The 14,293-nt window shown below is 72.9% G+C and carries 14 protein-coding genes and 1 pseudogene; 6 read left to right on the top strand and 9 right to left on the bottom strand.

Translation table 11 applies throughout. The features are described 5' to 3' along the window. Positions 1-45 precede the first annotated feature (45 nt). Positions 46-558 carry a MarR family winged helix-turn-helix transcriptional regulator gene (locus BIV23_RS24675; protein WP_071383138.1) on the bottom strand — a complete coding sequence of 171 codons (513 nt, stop codon included), beginning with the start codon at positions 556-558 and terminating at the stop codon, positions 46-48. A 172-nt stretch (positions 559-730) separates the two neighbouring features. On the opposite strand from BIV23_RS24675, the gene lgt reads away from it, so the two are divergent. Further along, positions 731-1,618, top strand: coding sequence for a prolipoprotein diacylglyceryl transferase (gene lgt, locus BIV23_RS24670; RefSeq protein WP_071383137.1), 888 nt, complete (start codon positions 731-733; stop codon positions 1,616-1,618). Positions 1,619-1,729: 111 nt separating this feature from the next. Here the strand turns inward: lgt and BIV23_RS24665 are convergent, their stop codons facing one another. The 6 genes from BIV23_RS24665 to BIV23_RS24640 all read right to left on the bottom strand — a co-directional run bounded on the left by BIV23_RS24665 (position 1,730) and on the right by BIV23_RS24640 (position 8,763). After that, positions 1,730-3,172 carry an MFS transporter gene (locus BIV23_RS24665; RefSeq protein ID WP_177240018.1) on the bottom strand — a complete coding sequence of 481 codons (1,443 nt, stop codon included), beginning with the start codon at positions 3,170-3,172 and terminating at the stop codon, positions 1,730-1,732. Positions 3,173-3,237: 65 nt separating this feature from the next. After that, positions 3,238-3,486 carry a hypothetical protein gene (locus BIV23_RS24660; protein WP_143079106.1) on the bottom strand — a complete coding sequence of 83 codons (249 nt, stop codon included), beginning with the start codon at positions 3,484-3,486 and terminating at the stop codon, positions 3,238-3,240. 213 nt (positions 3,487-3,699) lie between these two features. After that, positions 3,700-6,120 (bottom strand): GMC oxidoreductase, encoded by a 2,421-nt coding sequence (locus BIV23_RS24655; protein ID WP_071383134.1) that lies wholly within the window; start codon positions 6,118-6,120, stop codon positions 3,700-3,702. Continuing rightward, positions 6,117-7,220 (bottom strand): lipase family protein, encoded by a 1,104-nt coding sequence (locus BIV23_RS24650; RefSeq protein WP_218161875.1) that lies wholly within the window; start codon positions 7,218-7,220, stop codon positions 6,117-6,119. Before BIV23_RS24650 ends, BIV23_RS24655 begins: the two co-directional genes overlap by 4 nt. A gap of 174 nt (positions 7,221-7,394) precedes the next feature. After that, positions 7,395-7,730, bottom strand: a complete 336-nt coding sequence (locus tag BIV23_RS24645) for an ANTAR domain-containing protein (RefSeq protein ID WP_071383133.1) — start codon at positions 7,728-7,730, stop codon at positions 7,395-7,397. A 238-nt stretch (positions 7,731-7,968) separates the two neighbouring features. Continuing rightward, positions 7,969-8,763 (bottom strand): RNA polymerase sigma factor SigF, encoded by a 795-nt coding sequence (locus BIV23_RS24640; protein ID WP_071383132.1) that lies wholly within the window; start codon positions 8,761-8,763, stop codon positions 7,969-7,971. Between the two features lie 281 nt (positions 8,764-9,044). Here BIV23_RS24640 and BIV23_RS24635 point away from each other — a divergent pair, with 281 nt between their 5' ends. From BIV23_RS24635 to BIV23_RS24620, 4 genes and pseudogenes are all read left to right on the top strand, one after another. Then, positions 9,045-9,212, top strand: coding sequence for a hydrophobic protein (locus BIV23_RS24635; protein ID WP_071371229.1), 168 nt, complete (start codon positions 9,045-9,047; stop codon positions 9,210-9,212). 48 nt (positions 9,213-9,260) lie between these two features. Next, positions 9,261-10,352: an enolase C-terminal domain-like protein gene (locus tag BIV23_RS24630; protein WP_071383131.1), complete on the top strand. Its 1,092-nt coding sequence runs from the start codon at positions 9,261-9,263 to the stop codon at positions 10,350-10,352. A 139-nt stretch (positions 10,353-10,491) separates the two neighbouring features. Beyond that, positions 10,492-10,791 carry a hypothetical protein gene (locus tag BIV23_RS50485; protein ID WP_177240017.1) on the top strand — a complete coding sequence of 100 codons (300 nt, stop codon included), beginning with the start codon at positions 10,492-10,494 and terminating at the stop codon, positions 10,789-10,791. 61 nt (positions 10,792-10,852) lie between these two features. Then, positions 10,853-11,038 (top strand): annotated as a pseudogene (locus tag BIV23_RS24620) (plasmid stabilization protein); the annotation flags it as partial. 36 nt (positions 11,039-11,074) lie between these two features. Here the strand turns inward: BIV23_RS24620 and BIV23_RS24615 are convergent. Then, on the bottom strand, positions 11,075-12,298 hold the full coding sequence (locus BIV23_RS24615) for a saccharopine dehydrogenase family protein (RefSeq protein WP_071383129.1): 1,224 nt from the start codon (positions 12,296-12,298) through the stop codon (positions 11,075-11,077). 114 nt (positions 12,299-12,412) lie between these two features. Between BIV23_RS24615 and BIV23_RS24610 the strand changes: the two genes are divergently transcribed. Continuing rightward, positions 12,413-13,120, top strand: a complete 708-nt coding sequence (locus BIV23_RS24610) for a TetR/AcrR family transcriptional regulator (protein ID WP_071383128.1) — start codon at positions 12,413-12,415, stop codon at positions 13,118-13,120. A gap of 12 nt (positions 13,121-13,132) precedes the next feature. On the opposite strand, the gene BIV23_RS24605 is transcribed toward BIV23_RS24610, so the two are convergent. Continuing rightward, complete coding sequence (locus BIV23_RS24605) at positions 13,133-14,140, bottom strand: zinc-dependent alcohol dehydrogenase family protein (protein ID WP_071383127.1); 1,008 nt, start codon at positions 14,138-14,140, stop codon at positions 13,133-13,135. Positions 14,141-14,293: the final 153 nt, after the last annotated feature.

The raw sequence follows: 14,293 nt of genomic DNA, 5'->3' as shown, positions 1-14,293 counted from the left end.
CGCCGCACAGGGGCGAGTGGGCGGACGGACCGCTCCGGGTCCTTGTCAGTCCTCCGCCGCGCCGTCGGCCGGTTCGCCGAGGTGCTCGGCCAGCTGGAACAGGGCGGGCAGCGCGTCCTTGATGGCCGCCCGGGCGCTGTCGTCGAGGGCGGCGAGGGCGGCGTCGATGCGGCGTTCGTGTGCGGTGGTCCAGGCGGTGAGCTTCTCGCGGCCGGCGTCGGTGAGGGCGACGACGGAGGCCCGGCGGTCTGCGGCGTCGACGTCACGGGTGACCAGGCCGGCGGTGATCATCTGCCCGATCAGCCCGCTGACCGTGCTCGGCGCCAGCCTGCGGCGGGCGGCCAGGTCGCTGATCCGCGCGGGCGAGTGCTCGCCGAGCACCTGCAACAGCTCGACCTGCGCCATGGGGAGCGTCTCCCACGGGTAGTCGGTGCGGATCGAGGAGCGCAGCGCGCGCCGGAGCCGGGTGACGGCCTCGGTGAGCTGGCGGGCCTCCGGTTCCCGGCCGCGGGGGCCGGCAGGAGGTGAGGAGACCTCGGTACGGGGCTGCGCGGGCATGGGGCAAGGGTAACGGGGCGGCATGCGGGCGCGGTTCCGCCGTCCGCCGGTCGGACGCCCGGTCCGCCGACGCCGCCTCCTTACCGGAAGCTTCGGTGTCCGATGTATCGTCGATGGGATCCGCCCCCGGCACGTGAGCCGGGTTCCGTACGTGCGAGAAACGGTCTGTCTCTTGAACCTGGCGTACCTCCCCAGCCCCTCGCAGGGGGTCTGGCACCTCGGACCGCTGCCGATCCGCGCGTACGCACTGTGCATCCTGGCCGGCATCTTCACCGCCGTGTGGCTCACCGGCCGCCGCTGGGAGGCCAGGGGCGGACGCCGCGAGGACATCGCCGACATCGCCATCTGGGCCGTGCCGTTCGGCGTCCTCGGCGGCCGGCTGTACCACGTGATCACCGACCCGGAGCTGTACTTCACCGCCGGGAAGCAGCCCGTCCGCGCCCTCTACATCTGGGACGGCGGCCTGGGCATCCCGGGCGCGGTGGCCCTCGGCGCGGTCGGCGCGTGGCTCGGCTGCCGCCGCCGCGGCATCAAGCTGTCCGACTTCGCCGACGCGGTCGCGCCGGGGCTGGTGCTGGCCCAGGCGATCGGCCGCTGGGGCAACTACTTCAACCAGGAGCTGTACGGCCGCCCCACCCACCTGCCCTGGGCGCTGCAGATCGATCCCGCGCACCGGCCCGCCGACATGCCCACGGTCGGTCTCTACCACCCGACGTTCCTGTACGAGTCGCTGTGGGACCTCGGCGTCATGGCGCTGCTGCTGTGGCTCGACCGGCGCCACCACCAGCGCCTACGCCGGGGACGGCTGTTCGCCTGTTACGTCCTCGCCTACACCACCGGCCGGGCCTGGATCGAGGCCCTGCGCATCGACCACGCCAACCACTTCCTCGGCCTGCGTCTGAACGACTACGTCTCGATCGTCCTGTTCACCGGCGCGCTGGTCTATCTGATCGTGAGCCGCCGCCCGCGCGGCGGCGACGACGCCCCGTACCCGCCCGGGGACGACGAGGGCGCGGCACAGTCGACCGCGGCCGGCACGCCGGACCGGAAGCAGGGCTGACGGCGACGCCGACGCACGGGACCGCGCGGCGAGGTCGAACGGCCCGGTCCGTCATACCCGGGCCGGGCGCAGGCCCCGGGGGGCGGCCGCGCGGTGCTCCCCCTCCCCTGATCACGCAGCCCGTTCCGTACGCGGGCTCAGCCACGCCGAGGCGACCGCGATCGCCGAGGCCGCGACGAGGACGACGGCCGACCGGCGCGCTCCGGTCCCTGTGCCCGCGCTGCCCGCCAGGTGCAGGGCGAGGGTCACCAGGGCCACGCCGAGTGCCGTGCCCAGGCCACGGGTCATGTTGACGAGACCGCCGCCCGTGCCGGAGGAACCGGCCGGTATCGCGCCCATGATCATGGCGTTGTTGGCCGGGGTGAACGTCCCGAGGCCCAGCCCCGTCAACGCCAGCACGGGCACCAGCCAGGCAACCGTCAGCGGGACGACCAGCAGGGCGGCCGACACGGCCAGGAACAGCGTGGCCCCGGCCAGACAGCGCCCGCGGTCCGGAAGGCCTCGCGGCAGCAGCCGGTCACCGCCCGTCGCGGCCAGCGCGAACCCGGCCGGCAGGGCCGTCAGCACCAGCCCGGCGGTCAGCTCCGAGGTGCCCCGCGCGGTGAGCACGACGGGCACCAGCACCAGCGGGCCGAAGAGCACGAGATAGCCGCTGAGCGCGCCCGCCAGCCCGAACGTCACCGCCCGCACCCGGAGCAGGGCCAGGTCGAGCAGGGGCTCGGTCGTCCCGCGTTGGCGGCGGACGAATCCCCAGCCCGTCGCGGCCGCCACCGCGAACAGCGCGGCCACGCCCCAGCCGGGCACCGGCAGCCCGGACGCCGCGGAGACACCCATCAGCGCGCCGGTGGTCGCCGAGGCCAGCAGGACGAGCCCCCACCAGTCGAAGCGTGCGACCCGGATACGCGTCCGGGTGCGGGGCAGCAGATAGTGGCCCCCGACCAGTGCGATCACGCCGACGGGCACGTTGACCCAGAACACCCACCGCCAGCCCAGCGTCGACACCAGCGCCCCGCCCACCGTCGGTCCCAGCGCCAGCCCCAGCGCCTGGGCGGCGGCCTGGACCCCCAGGGCGCTGCGCATCCGCTCGCGCGGTGCGCTGGTCGTGACCAGGGCCACGCTGTTGGCCTGCATCATGGCCGCTCCGGCCGCCTGGACCACCCGGAACACGACGAGCGCGAGCAGGGAGGGGGCGAAGCCGCAGGCGGCGGAGGCCAGGGTGAAGACGGCGAACCCGTACAGGTACAGGAGCTTGCGGCCGTGCGCGTCCGCCAGCCGCCCGGCCGGCACCAGGAGTGCCACCAGGGTCAGCAGGTAGGCCAGCGACACCCACTCCACCGCCGCCAGCGACGTACGGAACTCGGTGCGCAGGCCGCCGTAGGTCAGCGTCACGATGCTGGCGTCCAGCTGGCCCATGAACGCGCCGAAGCACACGGCGCCCACGGCCAGCCACCAGCCGCCCGGCCGTGACCGTATCCCTTCCGGACGGGGGCGCTCGACGGTGAGCACGGCAGGCCAGCGTCGCTTGGACGCGGGGGGATTCGTGTCGGTGGCCATACACCCAGATTACATCGGCAACCGAAATATTCTGCCAGCGTCCTATCTTCACTCGGGAGCCCGGCCTACTCGCCCGACTCGGCACGTGCGCGTTCCCGGCGGACGGAGAGCCGGTGGCCGGACGTTCCGTCCGTCACGGTCCTCGACCCGAGTGCCGTCCGCAGGGTCGCACGGACCGGGCCGATACGGGCGACGGCCGGACACTTGACGTTCCGTCCCGTCCGGGTAGTGACGCGGACGGCGAGGACGACCTTCCCCGGTGCCTCCCGCACCCGCAGGCGCGGGGGTTCGTCGCATCCGCCCGAGTCCGCCATGACCGTGAGCGTACGATCGCCTCCGCTCACCACGACCGGGCGAGTGATCGTTTCGTTCCTCGTGACGGTCCGCGCCCCGGAGCCGGCCGCTCCCGCTGCCGAGCATCCCGTCAGCACGGCCAGGGCGGCCGACGCGGCGACGGCACGGCGCGCCGGACAAGCATCAGTGTCTTCACGGTAGTTCGACGCCGGCGGGCACGGATCCGTTCGGGATCACGGGCCGTAGCTCTCCCACAGCCGGCCGAGGAAGAACTCGCCGAAGCGGGCCAGCGCGGCCGGTCCGCCCGGGCCCGTGGTGCGGAAGGTGGCGAGCTGCCGGGCCAGGTCGCGCAGCCGCAGGTGGAGGCGGCCGGTGCCGAGGAGCAGGGCCTCGGCGTCCGCTGCCTCGTCGGTGAGGTGTCCCGCGAGGAGGCGGAAGGGCAGCGCGGTCGTCTCCGGCCACAGACGCAGCGGAGTGCCGTGCGTGATCAGTTTGTGGCCGGTGAAGGTGCGGGGGCGTTCCTGTGCGTCGGTGAAGTGGAGGCGGTAGCGCAGCGCGCGCCGGACGCCCCCGTTCCCGGCCTGCGCGTCGCCGCTGCCCTCGGCCGGTGCGAAGAGGTGGAACCTGCCGAGCAGGACCGGCCGTCGGCCTCCGCAGGCGGGGGACTCCACCCAGCCGTCGGCGCGAGCCTCGTGGCCGGGGTCGTCCAGGAAGGCGTCCAGGTCGTCGGCCGTGATGGTGAGCCGGAAAGCGAAGGGCTCGCACTGCCCGGCGCCCCGCTCGGCGGCCTTCGGAGCGGGCGCACCGGGGACGTAGTGGCCGCGCATCGTCTCGGTGAAGACCAGCGAGGTGCGCCGGGTGTAGGCCGGCCGGGGCGGGGCCGTCGCTCCCCCGCCGGCGGGGTTCTCCAGCAGCCGGGTGCACATGCGGTCGGAGAGCGCGGCGATCGTGAGGGCGGGGTTGGTGCCCACCGGACCGGGGAGCGCCGAGCCGTCCGCGATGTACAGGCCCCGGTGCCCGTACACCTCGCCGAACGCGTCGCACACCCCCGTCTCCGGCCGTCGGCCCATCGGGGCGCCGCCCAGCGGATGGACGGTCACGGTCCGCCCGAGGTGCCACAGCGGGTTGTCGGCGTAACCGGCGTCGAGCGCGTCCGCCAGCTGGCGCATCGTCGAGCGGAGCCGCCGGAGCGTGGGCGCGCTGTGGCCCGTCGTCCAGCTGACCTGGAGCCGGCCGCCGCGCAGACTCAGCTCGCCGTCGGGGATGTCCCGGCCCATACCGAGGAGGGGGAGGGAGGTGCTGGTGAGCAGGCCGTCGCCCAGCAGTTCCGCGATGTCCCGGGAGAGGCGGCGCTCCGGGAGGAGGCCGATCCGACGGGCCAGTTGACGGGTGAGGAACCGGGTCGTGCGGGAGAGGTGCCGCGGGCCCCGGGCGGCCTCGACCAGCCACTGGACGAACTGGGGGTAACCGCCGTCCTCGATGTAGCCGCCGCGCCCGGACCCGGGGGTGCCGTCGAGCTCGTCGGGCAGGCGGACGGCTCCGGTGATCACCGGTCCCTTGCCGGGATCCAGCGGCCTGCCCCTGCCCGGGTGTCCGTCCTTGGCCCTGATCAGGAAGGACAGCATGTCGCCGTTGGCGGAGAAGCGGGTGCCGAGCGCCGGGCCGAGTCCGGGCAGCCGGTTGCGCGAGCGCAGCAGGAGGTGTGTCGTGCCCAGTGTGCCGGCGGCCAGGACCAGCCGGTCACAGGTGAGCGTCCCCGTCGTCGGCGGGCGGCCCGGCTCTCCGGCCCGCGGTGCGGTGCCGTCGTACCCGTCGTGCTCGTCGTGTCGGAGGTAGTCGACCTCGTAGCCCCCGCGCGGCCCGGGGCGGACGCCCTGGACGTCGTGCCCGGTGCGCAGGTCGGCGCCGTGGGTCCGGGCGGCCGAGAGGTACGTGAAGTCGAGGCTGTTCTTCGCGCCGTCGTTGCAGCCGATGTTGCACTCGCCGCACAGCCGGCAGGTACGGCGGGCGACGCCGTGGAGGTTGACGTGCGCCGGGTCGGCGAGTGGCAGTCCCGGCTGCGGCAGGGCATCGGGGGCCGGGGCGAACCGGACGGCGAGCGGCGGGAGTTGGAACTGCAGCCCCAGCGCGGCCGCGGCGTCCCGCATCGCCCGGGTCTTGGGGGTGTCCGCGTATCCGGGGCGGTGCAGCGGGTACGGTACGGCGCCCGACATCCGTTCCACGGCGTCGTAGTGCGGGTCCAGATCGGCGCGGGCGACCGGCCAGGACTCGTGGCCGCCGCCGGGCAGCGGCTGCTCCTGGACGAACCAGCGCTCGTCCTTGCGCAGCAGCACATTGGCGAAGATCAGCGAGCCGCCGCCGAGACCGCTGGCCACCACCGCGTCGCAGCCGCGGAACGACCAGACGTCGAACAGACCGTGCAGGCCCGCGCCCGGGTCCCAGAACGCGCGGCCGAACTCGGCGGGCGTCCGGGCGAAGCTGCCCGGCGGCCAGGCACGGCCGCGCTCCAGCACGACCACCGACAGCCCGGCCTCGGCCAGCCGGCAGGCCGCCACCGAGCCGCCGAATCCGGAGCCGACCACCACGACGTCCACATGCTCGGTGCCCGGACCCGCCCCTCGTACCGGCCGGCCGGGCCGCGTACCGGCGGTCATGCCACCGCCCGGCGCCGCAGGAAGTCGACGATCCGCGGGAAGACGTCGCGGGCGGCGTCCTTGCCGATGATCGGGTCGAGGTGTCCGTAGCCGGGCAGGACGGCCAGTTCGTGCCGGTCGGGGGCGTGCCGGGACAGCTCGCGGTGGCAGATCACGTTGGAGTCGCCGAAGACATGGTTGCGGTCGCCGGCCAGGAAGAGGATCGGGGTGTCGATCTCGGCCGCGGCCGTCAGGTAGTCGTCGGGCAGCGTGGCATGGCGCGGATCGCGGGGGTCGTACTTCACCGCGTGCCCGGCCCGGACCATCTTCCGGACGTGCCTCAGGTAGTCCAGTCCGCTGGGGCCCAGGAGGTCGGCGATGCGGTCGTGGGTGACCGGGTGGAGGTTCTCGTGGCTGTAGAGGGCGGGCCAGCCGCTCCCCCACATGAAGCTGATCATGTGGCAGGCGGGGTTGTCGCATTCCTGGTGCGCCAGCGAGACCAGCCGGGACAGCGCCCAGCCGGGAGTGAACCGGCGCGCGCCCCGCGCGCGGGGATCCAGGACGGAGACGCCCAGAAGATGTTCGAGCAGCTCGGGTCCGTACTCCAGTTTCCAGCGGGACCAGGACGTCAGCCGTGGGGTCAGGGCCACACTGTTCGCCACGAGGGCCGCGATGCCGTCCACAGTGCCCGCGGACAGGCTCATGGCGAAGGCCACCGACCCGAGACAGTGCGCGACGACGCGCACGGGCCGCGGTCCCGCGTGCCGGCGGAGTTCGGCGAGCGCCGCCGGGTAGTCGAACCGGGCGAGGTCGTCGAGCGTACGGCGGCCCGGCTCGGTGTTGTACGGGAAACGGTTGCTCATCCGGGAGTCCAGTACCCAGACGTCGGTGAAGCCGTGGTCGAGCAGACAGCCCGTGAGATTGCGATGCTCCGGCATGGTGAAGAGGTCGCTGCCGGAGGTCAGTCCGTGCACCAGCAGCACCGGATCGCCGCCCTCGCCCCGCCGGAACCGCGTCAGACTCAGGCCCAGGCCGTCCTCGGTGGTGAACGGATGATGCGCCGTCCCGGCGTCCGGCACTCCGTCGAGCGAGAACCTCGGGATGCGCTGCGCCATGGTCATGCTCCCCCTCCGTGCTTCCCCCGTCTGCGTGCGTTCCCCCGACGACAGGACCCGGCCCGGTCATGTCGCCGCAGCGACAGCGTGACAGAGAAAGCGGCGGCGCGGAGTCGGACCGAGGACGGAGATACGCCGCGAACCCGCGCGGTACGCGTCGCCGAGGGGGTCCGGGCGGGCTCAGTCCGTCGGCGGTACGCCCGGAATCTGCGCGGGCCCGTGCCGGTCCAGGGCCTCTTCGAGTTCGGCCCGGATCTCCGGGGAGATCTCCCCTTGCCGTCCCCACACGAGGATCATCTCGGCGACGTGGCGCAGTTTGATGTTCGTGTGCTGGGACACGTCCTTCAGCACGGCCCACCCCTGCTCGGGTCCGACCCGGCCCAGCGCGACCATCATCCCGATCGCCTGGTCGACGACCGCGTGCGAGCTGACGGCCTGCCTCAGCTGGTCGACTTCTTCCTCCAGCTCATGGATGCGCTCACCGTCGGCCCTGGCCGGGCCGCCGTCCGTGGTCATCAACCCCTCCGGAGTCCGACGCGCAGTGCGCCTCTCACGTACTCTCCCGGCCCATCCATCCTGCCCTTCCCGGAAGAGCTGTGCCACCCTCGCCCCGCGCCGGACACCGCACCGCCGCACGGAGTCAGCGTCTGCCCAGGCAGACGATCGCTCCCACGGCGGGGGGCGCGCCGAACGTCCGGATCCAGGCCATCGGGCGGCCGCAGTCCAAGGGGTCGAAGGACACCCCTAGGCGCCCCTAGGCGACGTCCTGCAGCACCTCGTCCCGCAGTTGGTGGCAGCAGCGGTTGATCAGGCGCGAGACGTGCATCTGTGAGATGCCGAGCTGCTCGGCGATGCGGCTCTGGGTCATGTCCTTGAAGAACCTCATGTACAGGATGGTGCGTTCACGCTCGGGCAGGGCCTCCAGACGGGGCTTGACGGCCTCGCGGTCCACGACGACGTCGAGGGCCGGGTCGCACGCGCCCAGCACGTCGCCGAGCGAGTAGCCGTCGTCGCTGCCGGGAGCCTCGGCGTCGAGGGACAGTGCGCTGAAACTCTCCAGCGCCTCCAGGCCGACCTGGACGTCGTGCTCGCTGAGCTCGGTGTACTCGGCGATCTCACCGACGCTGGGCCAGCGGTCCGAGACGTCCTGCGACAGGTCCTGGCAGGCGGTCCGTACCCGGTTGCGCAGGTCCTGGACCCGGCGCGGCACGTGCAGCGTCCACATGTGGTCGCGGAAGTGCCGTTTGATCTCTCCGGTCACCGTCGGGACGGCATAGCTCTCGAAGGCGTGGCCGCGCTCCGGGTCGTAGCGGTCGACCGCCTTGACCAGCCCGAGTGCCGCGACCTGGCGCAGGTCCTCGTAGCTCTCGCCACGGCTCCGGAACCGGCTCGCGATTCGTTCGGCCATCGGCAGCCAGGCCTCGACCAGTTCCTCACGGAGCGTGTCTCGTTGGTGCCCGGGAGGCAGTGCGGCGAGCCGCCGGAACGCCTGGTCGGTGTCCGGGGCGTCGTCGTGCGGGTGGTGTTGCGCGCTCGTTCGGGTTCGCATGGTGCATCGCACCTCTCCTGCGCGAGGGATGAACGATCACCGTGGACGAGCGACCGCGTTCCGGAACGGCCGCATCCGGGCGACGGGGACGTCGCTCCCACGGATGTGCCTCCTGTCCGAAACACTCTGTCTGGCCCCTTCCCCCGAAGCGGGTGGCCAAACCCGATCGACGTGGGCGACACGGCCTGCCCCTGGCCGTCCTGCCCGGGGCACCCGGCGGACCGGTCGACGCGTGATCTCCGCATCCGGGGGAACCCGCAGACGGTCAGGAGGTTCACGTCATGGTTCCCATCCTTCTCGTACTGCTTCTGGCAGTCGTACTCTTCGGCCTCGGCTTCGCCGTGAAGGTTCTCTGGTGGATCGCCCTGGCGGTTCTCGTCGTATGGCTGCTGGGCTTCCTGGTCCGCGGCGCGGCGGGCGGGGGCAGGGCTCATTGGTACCGGTGGTGACACCGGCCGATCGGGAGACTCCGAGATGTCGACCCCGGCAGGAAAACGATGAAACTCCGCCGACCCGAGGTGTCCGTCTACACGGTGCCGACCGACGCCCCCGAAGCCGACGGCACGCTCGCCTGGGCCTCGACGACCATGGTGATCGCCGAGGCCTCGGCCGGGGACGTGACCGGCACGGGCTGGACGTACGGTCCGGCGGCCGTCGGGCTGATGCTCGGCGAGCACCTCGCCCCCCTGGTCGAGGGACACGACCCGATGGACATACCGGCCCTGCACGACGCGATGTGCCGATCGGTCCGCGACGCCGGGCGGCCGGGGGTGACCGCGTGCGCCATCTCGGCCCTCGACATCGCCCTGTGGGACGTCAAGGCGCGTCTGCTGGGCCTCCCCCTGGTCAGCCTCCTCGGCGCGGCCCGCACCCATGTCCCGGTGTACGGCAGCGGCGGGTTCACGACCTATGACGACCGGCGTCTGGCCGAGCAGCTCGGCGACTGGGTGCACGCCCGGCACATCCCCCGCGTCAAGATCAGGATCGGTGAGGACTGGGGCCGCGCGCCCCTGTGGGACCTCGCCCGGGTCCGTACGGCGCGCCGGGCCGTCGGCCCCGAGGCCGAGCTGTACGTCGACGCCGGCGGCGCCTACACCCGCAAGCAGGCGCTGCGCGTCGGAGACGGGCTCGCCGAGTACGGCGTGACCTGGTTCGAGGAGCCCGTGCCCGCCGACGACCTGACCGGTCTGCGGCTGCTGCGCGACACCCTGCCGTGCGAGGTGACGGCCGGTGAGTACGGCTACGACCTGCCCTACTTCGCCCGGCTGATCGCGGCGCACGCGGTGGACTGCCTCCAGGTCGACGCGACCCGCTGCGGCGGCATCACCGAGTTCCTCCGGGCCGCCGCCCTCGCCCAGGCCCACGGGCTGGAGATCTCCGCGCACCGTGCCCCGCACGTCCATGCCGCGGCGGCCGCCTCGATCCCCAACTTCCGCCACCTCGAGTGGTTCCACGACCATGCGCGGATCGAGTCGATGTTCTTCGAGGGCGCGCTGGACCCCACCGGCGGCACGGTCCGGCCCGAGCAGGGCCACGGGCTCGGCCTGGCCCTGCGCCGGGACACGGCGGAGGAGTACCGGGTCGCCTAGACCCCGTCTTCGAACGTCCGCCTGTCCCGCCGCGGTGTAGTGCGCCCTGTTCCAGGTACTCGGTACCCGAAGGGAACGACGCCTCCGCAACGACGACTCCGCACGACGGCTCGACGACTCCGCGAGGAGACGAGAGGAGATGACTCGGATGCTGTTCCTCGGACTGCTCCTCATCGTGGGGGCCGGTGCCTTCACGGCACTGGCGATCAGCGACAACCTGTCCGGCGGCCCGGACCACACCGTGTCGGTGCTCGGTCACGACATCGCCAGCCTCGGCCCGCTCGCCCTCTTCTGCTCGGGCCTGGCCCTGGCCCTGATCTTCTGCCTGGGCATGGCCATGACCTTCGGCGGCGCGGCACACCACCGGCGCGGCACGGGTGCGCACCGCAGGCACGACAGGACCACGGCCGGCCCGTCGATCGGCGGTACGCGGGCCTGATACCGACGTGACACGTCCGGTGTCAGGGGGTATCCGTGTGTCCGGATCCGAACAGGAAGGAGCCGAGAGCGCGAGTCGGACCTCCACCCGCGATCCGAAGTCGGCGTACGAGCGGGGCGGGCAGTGCTCGCACGGCGGAGCGGAGCGCCCGACGAAGGACCAGCTGTACGAGGAGGCCAGGAAGCGCCGCGTGCACGGGCGTTCCCCGATGACCAAGCAGGAGCTGAAGAGCCCGCTCGGCGGCTGAACCGGGCGCCGCCGGACCTCGGTTCGGGGCCGCCGGTCAGTTCTCCTCGCGCAGGCCCCAGGGGGAGCCGTACGCGGTGAGCAGGTCGAGGAAGGGGCGTGGGGGCAGGGCTTCCGGGCCGAGGACGCCCGTGCCGGACCAGGCGCCGGTGGCCAGCAGTTCCAGGGCGACGACCGGGTTGAGCGCCGTCTGCCAGACGACGGCCTGGGAGCCGTACTCGCGCATCGACCACTCGTTGTCGACCACGTGGTACAGGTACACCTCGCGCGGCGCCCCGCCCCTGGTGCCCTTCACCCAGGTGCCGGCGCAGGTCTTGCCCGTCATTCGGTCGCCCAGGCCGGCCGGGTCGGGCAGGCAGGCGGCCACGACGTCCCGCGGGGACACCCGCACCGGTCCGTCGTCGCCGCGCACGGTCACCTTCGCCGTGGCGTCCAGGCCCAGTTCGTGGAGGGTCTTCAGCCTGGCGACGAAGTCGGCGCCGAGCCCGTACTTGAAGGTGACCCGGCGCGCGTCCACCCACCGCGGGATCAGCAGCACCTCTTCGTGCTCGACGTTGACGCACTCGACGGGACCGATGCCCGCGGGGAAGTCGAAGACCTCGGGCTCGCTGAACGGGGCGGTGGTGAACCAGCCACGGTCCCTCTCGTAGACCACCGGCGGGTTCAGGCACTCCTCGATGGTCGTCCAGATGCTGAAGGACGGCGCGAAGTCGTAGTCCTCGACGGTCAGGTTCGCGCCGTCCCGGACGCCGATCTCCTCGATGTCGTCGAAGAGTTCGTCGGCCGCGTAGCGGGCGAAGACGTCCGACAGGCCGGGCTCGACGCCCATGCCCACCAGGGCCAGCCGTCCCGCCTCCGCCCAGCGCGCGGCCAGCGCGAACTGCTCGTCGCCGAGCTTCACGCCGCACTCCTCGTGCGGACGCGAGGCGTGCGGCACGGACAGTGACATCGCCATGTCCAGGTAGTGCGCACCGGCCTCGAGCGCGGCTTCGAAGAGCGGCATCACGAACCTGGGGTCGGTGGCGTTGAGCAGGACGTCGCAGCGCTCGTCGACGAGCAGCCGACGCACCGCGTCCTGGTCGGCGGCGTCCAGCCGCCGCGCGCCGAACCGGGCGCCCCGCTCCCCCAGCGACGCGACGGCGGCCTCGGCACGGGCGAGGTCGTAGTCGGCGACGACCATGTGAGTGAGGAAGTCACGACGGGCCGCGATCCGGGTGACAGCCGTTCCGACACCGCCCGCGCCCACGAGGAGTACACGCATGACACACACCTTTCGTCCGGAGGGGACCGATGGAACGGGACGCGGGAAGATAAGGTCAACCCTGTTGGCATAAGGGAACCGGCGGCACAGGGATCGCGGACGGAGGCGGGCGGCATGGCGAAACACGTGGTGCCGGAGGCGGCGCGACGGCGGCGACGGCCCACGCGCACGGGCACGGTGCTGTCCGAGGAGATCATCGTCGACACCGCCCTGCGCGTGCTGCGCGAGCACGGCAGCACGGGGCTGACGGCCCGGCGCCTGGGCGCGGCGCTGGGGGCCGACCCCAGCACGCTGTACCGCTACTTCGCCGGGATGGACGAGCTGACCCGGGCCATCGGGGACGAACTGATGGGGCGGGCCCTCGACAGCTGGACGGCGACCGGTGACTGGCGCGCCGATCTGCGCGCTCTCGGCCGGGCGATCTACGGCGCCTACCTCGCCCACCCGCAGGCCGCCCTGCTCACCGCCAGCCGCGTCACCGGACGGCCCCGCGAGATCGCGGTGGACGAGGCCATCCTCGGCATCCTGCGCGGGGCCGGGCTGCCCGACCCGGTGGCGGTGCGCGTGTATCACGCGTTCATCGACCAGAGCCTGGCCTTCGCCGCCCTCGACGCCGGGTCCCTCGCCCTGGCCGCCGAGGCGCGCGCCCAGGACGAGGAGATGTGGCAGACCGCCTACGCGCGTCTGCCCGCCGAGTCGCATCCCCATATCGCCGCCACGGCCGCACTGCTCGCCCGGCGCATGCCGCACAGCGCCTATCCGGCCGCGCTGGAGATGCTGCTGGAACACACCGCCGCGCGGCTGCCCGCGCCGGACGCGTGACGGACGTCCGCGTCAGGCCTGCGGGGCCTGCGGCTCGACAGTGACGACGATCTTGCCGACCTGGCCGTTGGCCGCCATGTACCGGTGCGCCTCGGCGATGTCCTCCAGTGCGAAGGTGCGGTCGACGACCGGCGCGAAGGCCCCCGATGCGAGGCCGGCGTTGACGAACGCCACGGCGCGGCGCAGCCGTTCGGGGTCCGAGGTGATCTCGAAGAGGGTGTACGTGCTGCTGTTCAGCGCCGGGTAGGAGCCCGCGTTGGGCAGCGGAGTGGGGCGCGGGTCGAGGGCGCCGTAGACCACCAGGAAGCCGCCGGGCGCGATCCCCCGGGCGAGGGTCTCGACGCCGGGACCGGCCACGGGATCGAAGGCCAGGCGGACCCCTTCGCCGCCGGTGATCTCCTTGATCCGGGCGGGCAGGTCCTCCTCGTCGGTGACGATGACGTGGGCGGCCCCGGCGTCCAGGAGGCGCTGCCTCTTGCCCGCGCCGCGCGTGGTGGCGATCGGGATCGCGCCGATGTGGCGGGCGATCTGGATGGCGGCCAGTCCCACACTGCTGGAGGCCGCGGTGATCAGCACATGGTCGCCGGGCCGGACCCGGCCGCTCTCGGCGAGGGGGCCGTAGGCGGTGACGTAGGCCATCCACACGGCCGCCGCCGTGACCGGGTCGACGTTCGCGGGGCGGGGCACGACCGCCGAGGCCGGAAGGAGGACGTGATCGCCGTACGTCCCGTACTCGGTCTGGAGGAACGACGGCACCACCGCGACCGGATCACCCTCGGCGAGGCCGGTCACGCCCTCGCCGACGGCCTCGACCACACCCGCGGCCTCGTACCCGAGTGTCGACGGGAAGACCGGCTGGTGGAAGTAGCCGCCCTCGCGGTACATGATCTCGGCCCGGTTCAGGCCGATCGCCTCGACGCGGAGCCGCACCTCTCCGGGACCCGGGGCGCCCACCTCCACCTCGCGCAGAGTGAGGACCTCGGGGCCGCCGAGCCGGTCGAACTGTACGAGACGTGCCATGACGTATCCGTCCTGGGAGCAGGGATGGGGGAACGCGCCGCAGCGGCGGTACCGACATCCACCATGCCTCAAGGTTCGATGGCCGTCAAATTTTGAGCACCATCGAAATAAGCACCCCGCTCCCGCCCGCCCCACTCAGGCCGGGACCGCCCC

This window comes from Streptomyces monashensis, assembly GCF_001866665.1.
GTDB lineage: Bacteria > Actinomycetota > Actinomycetes > Streptomycetales > Streptomycetaceae > Streptomyces > Streptomyces monashensis.
This window is presented reverse-complemented; position numbering and strand designations above follow the sequence as displayed.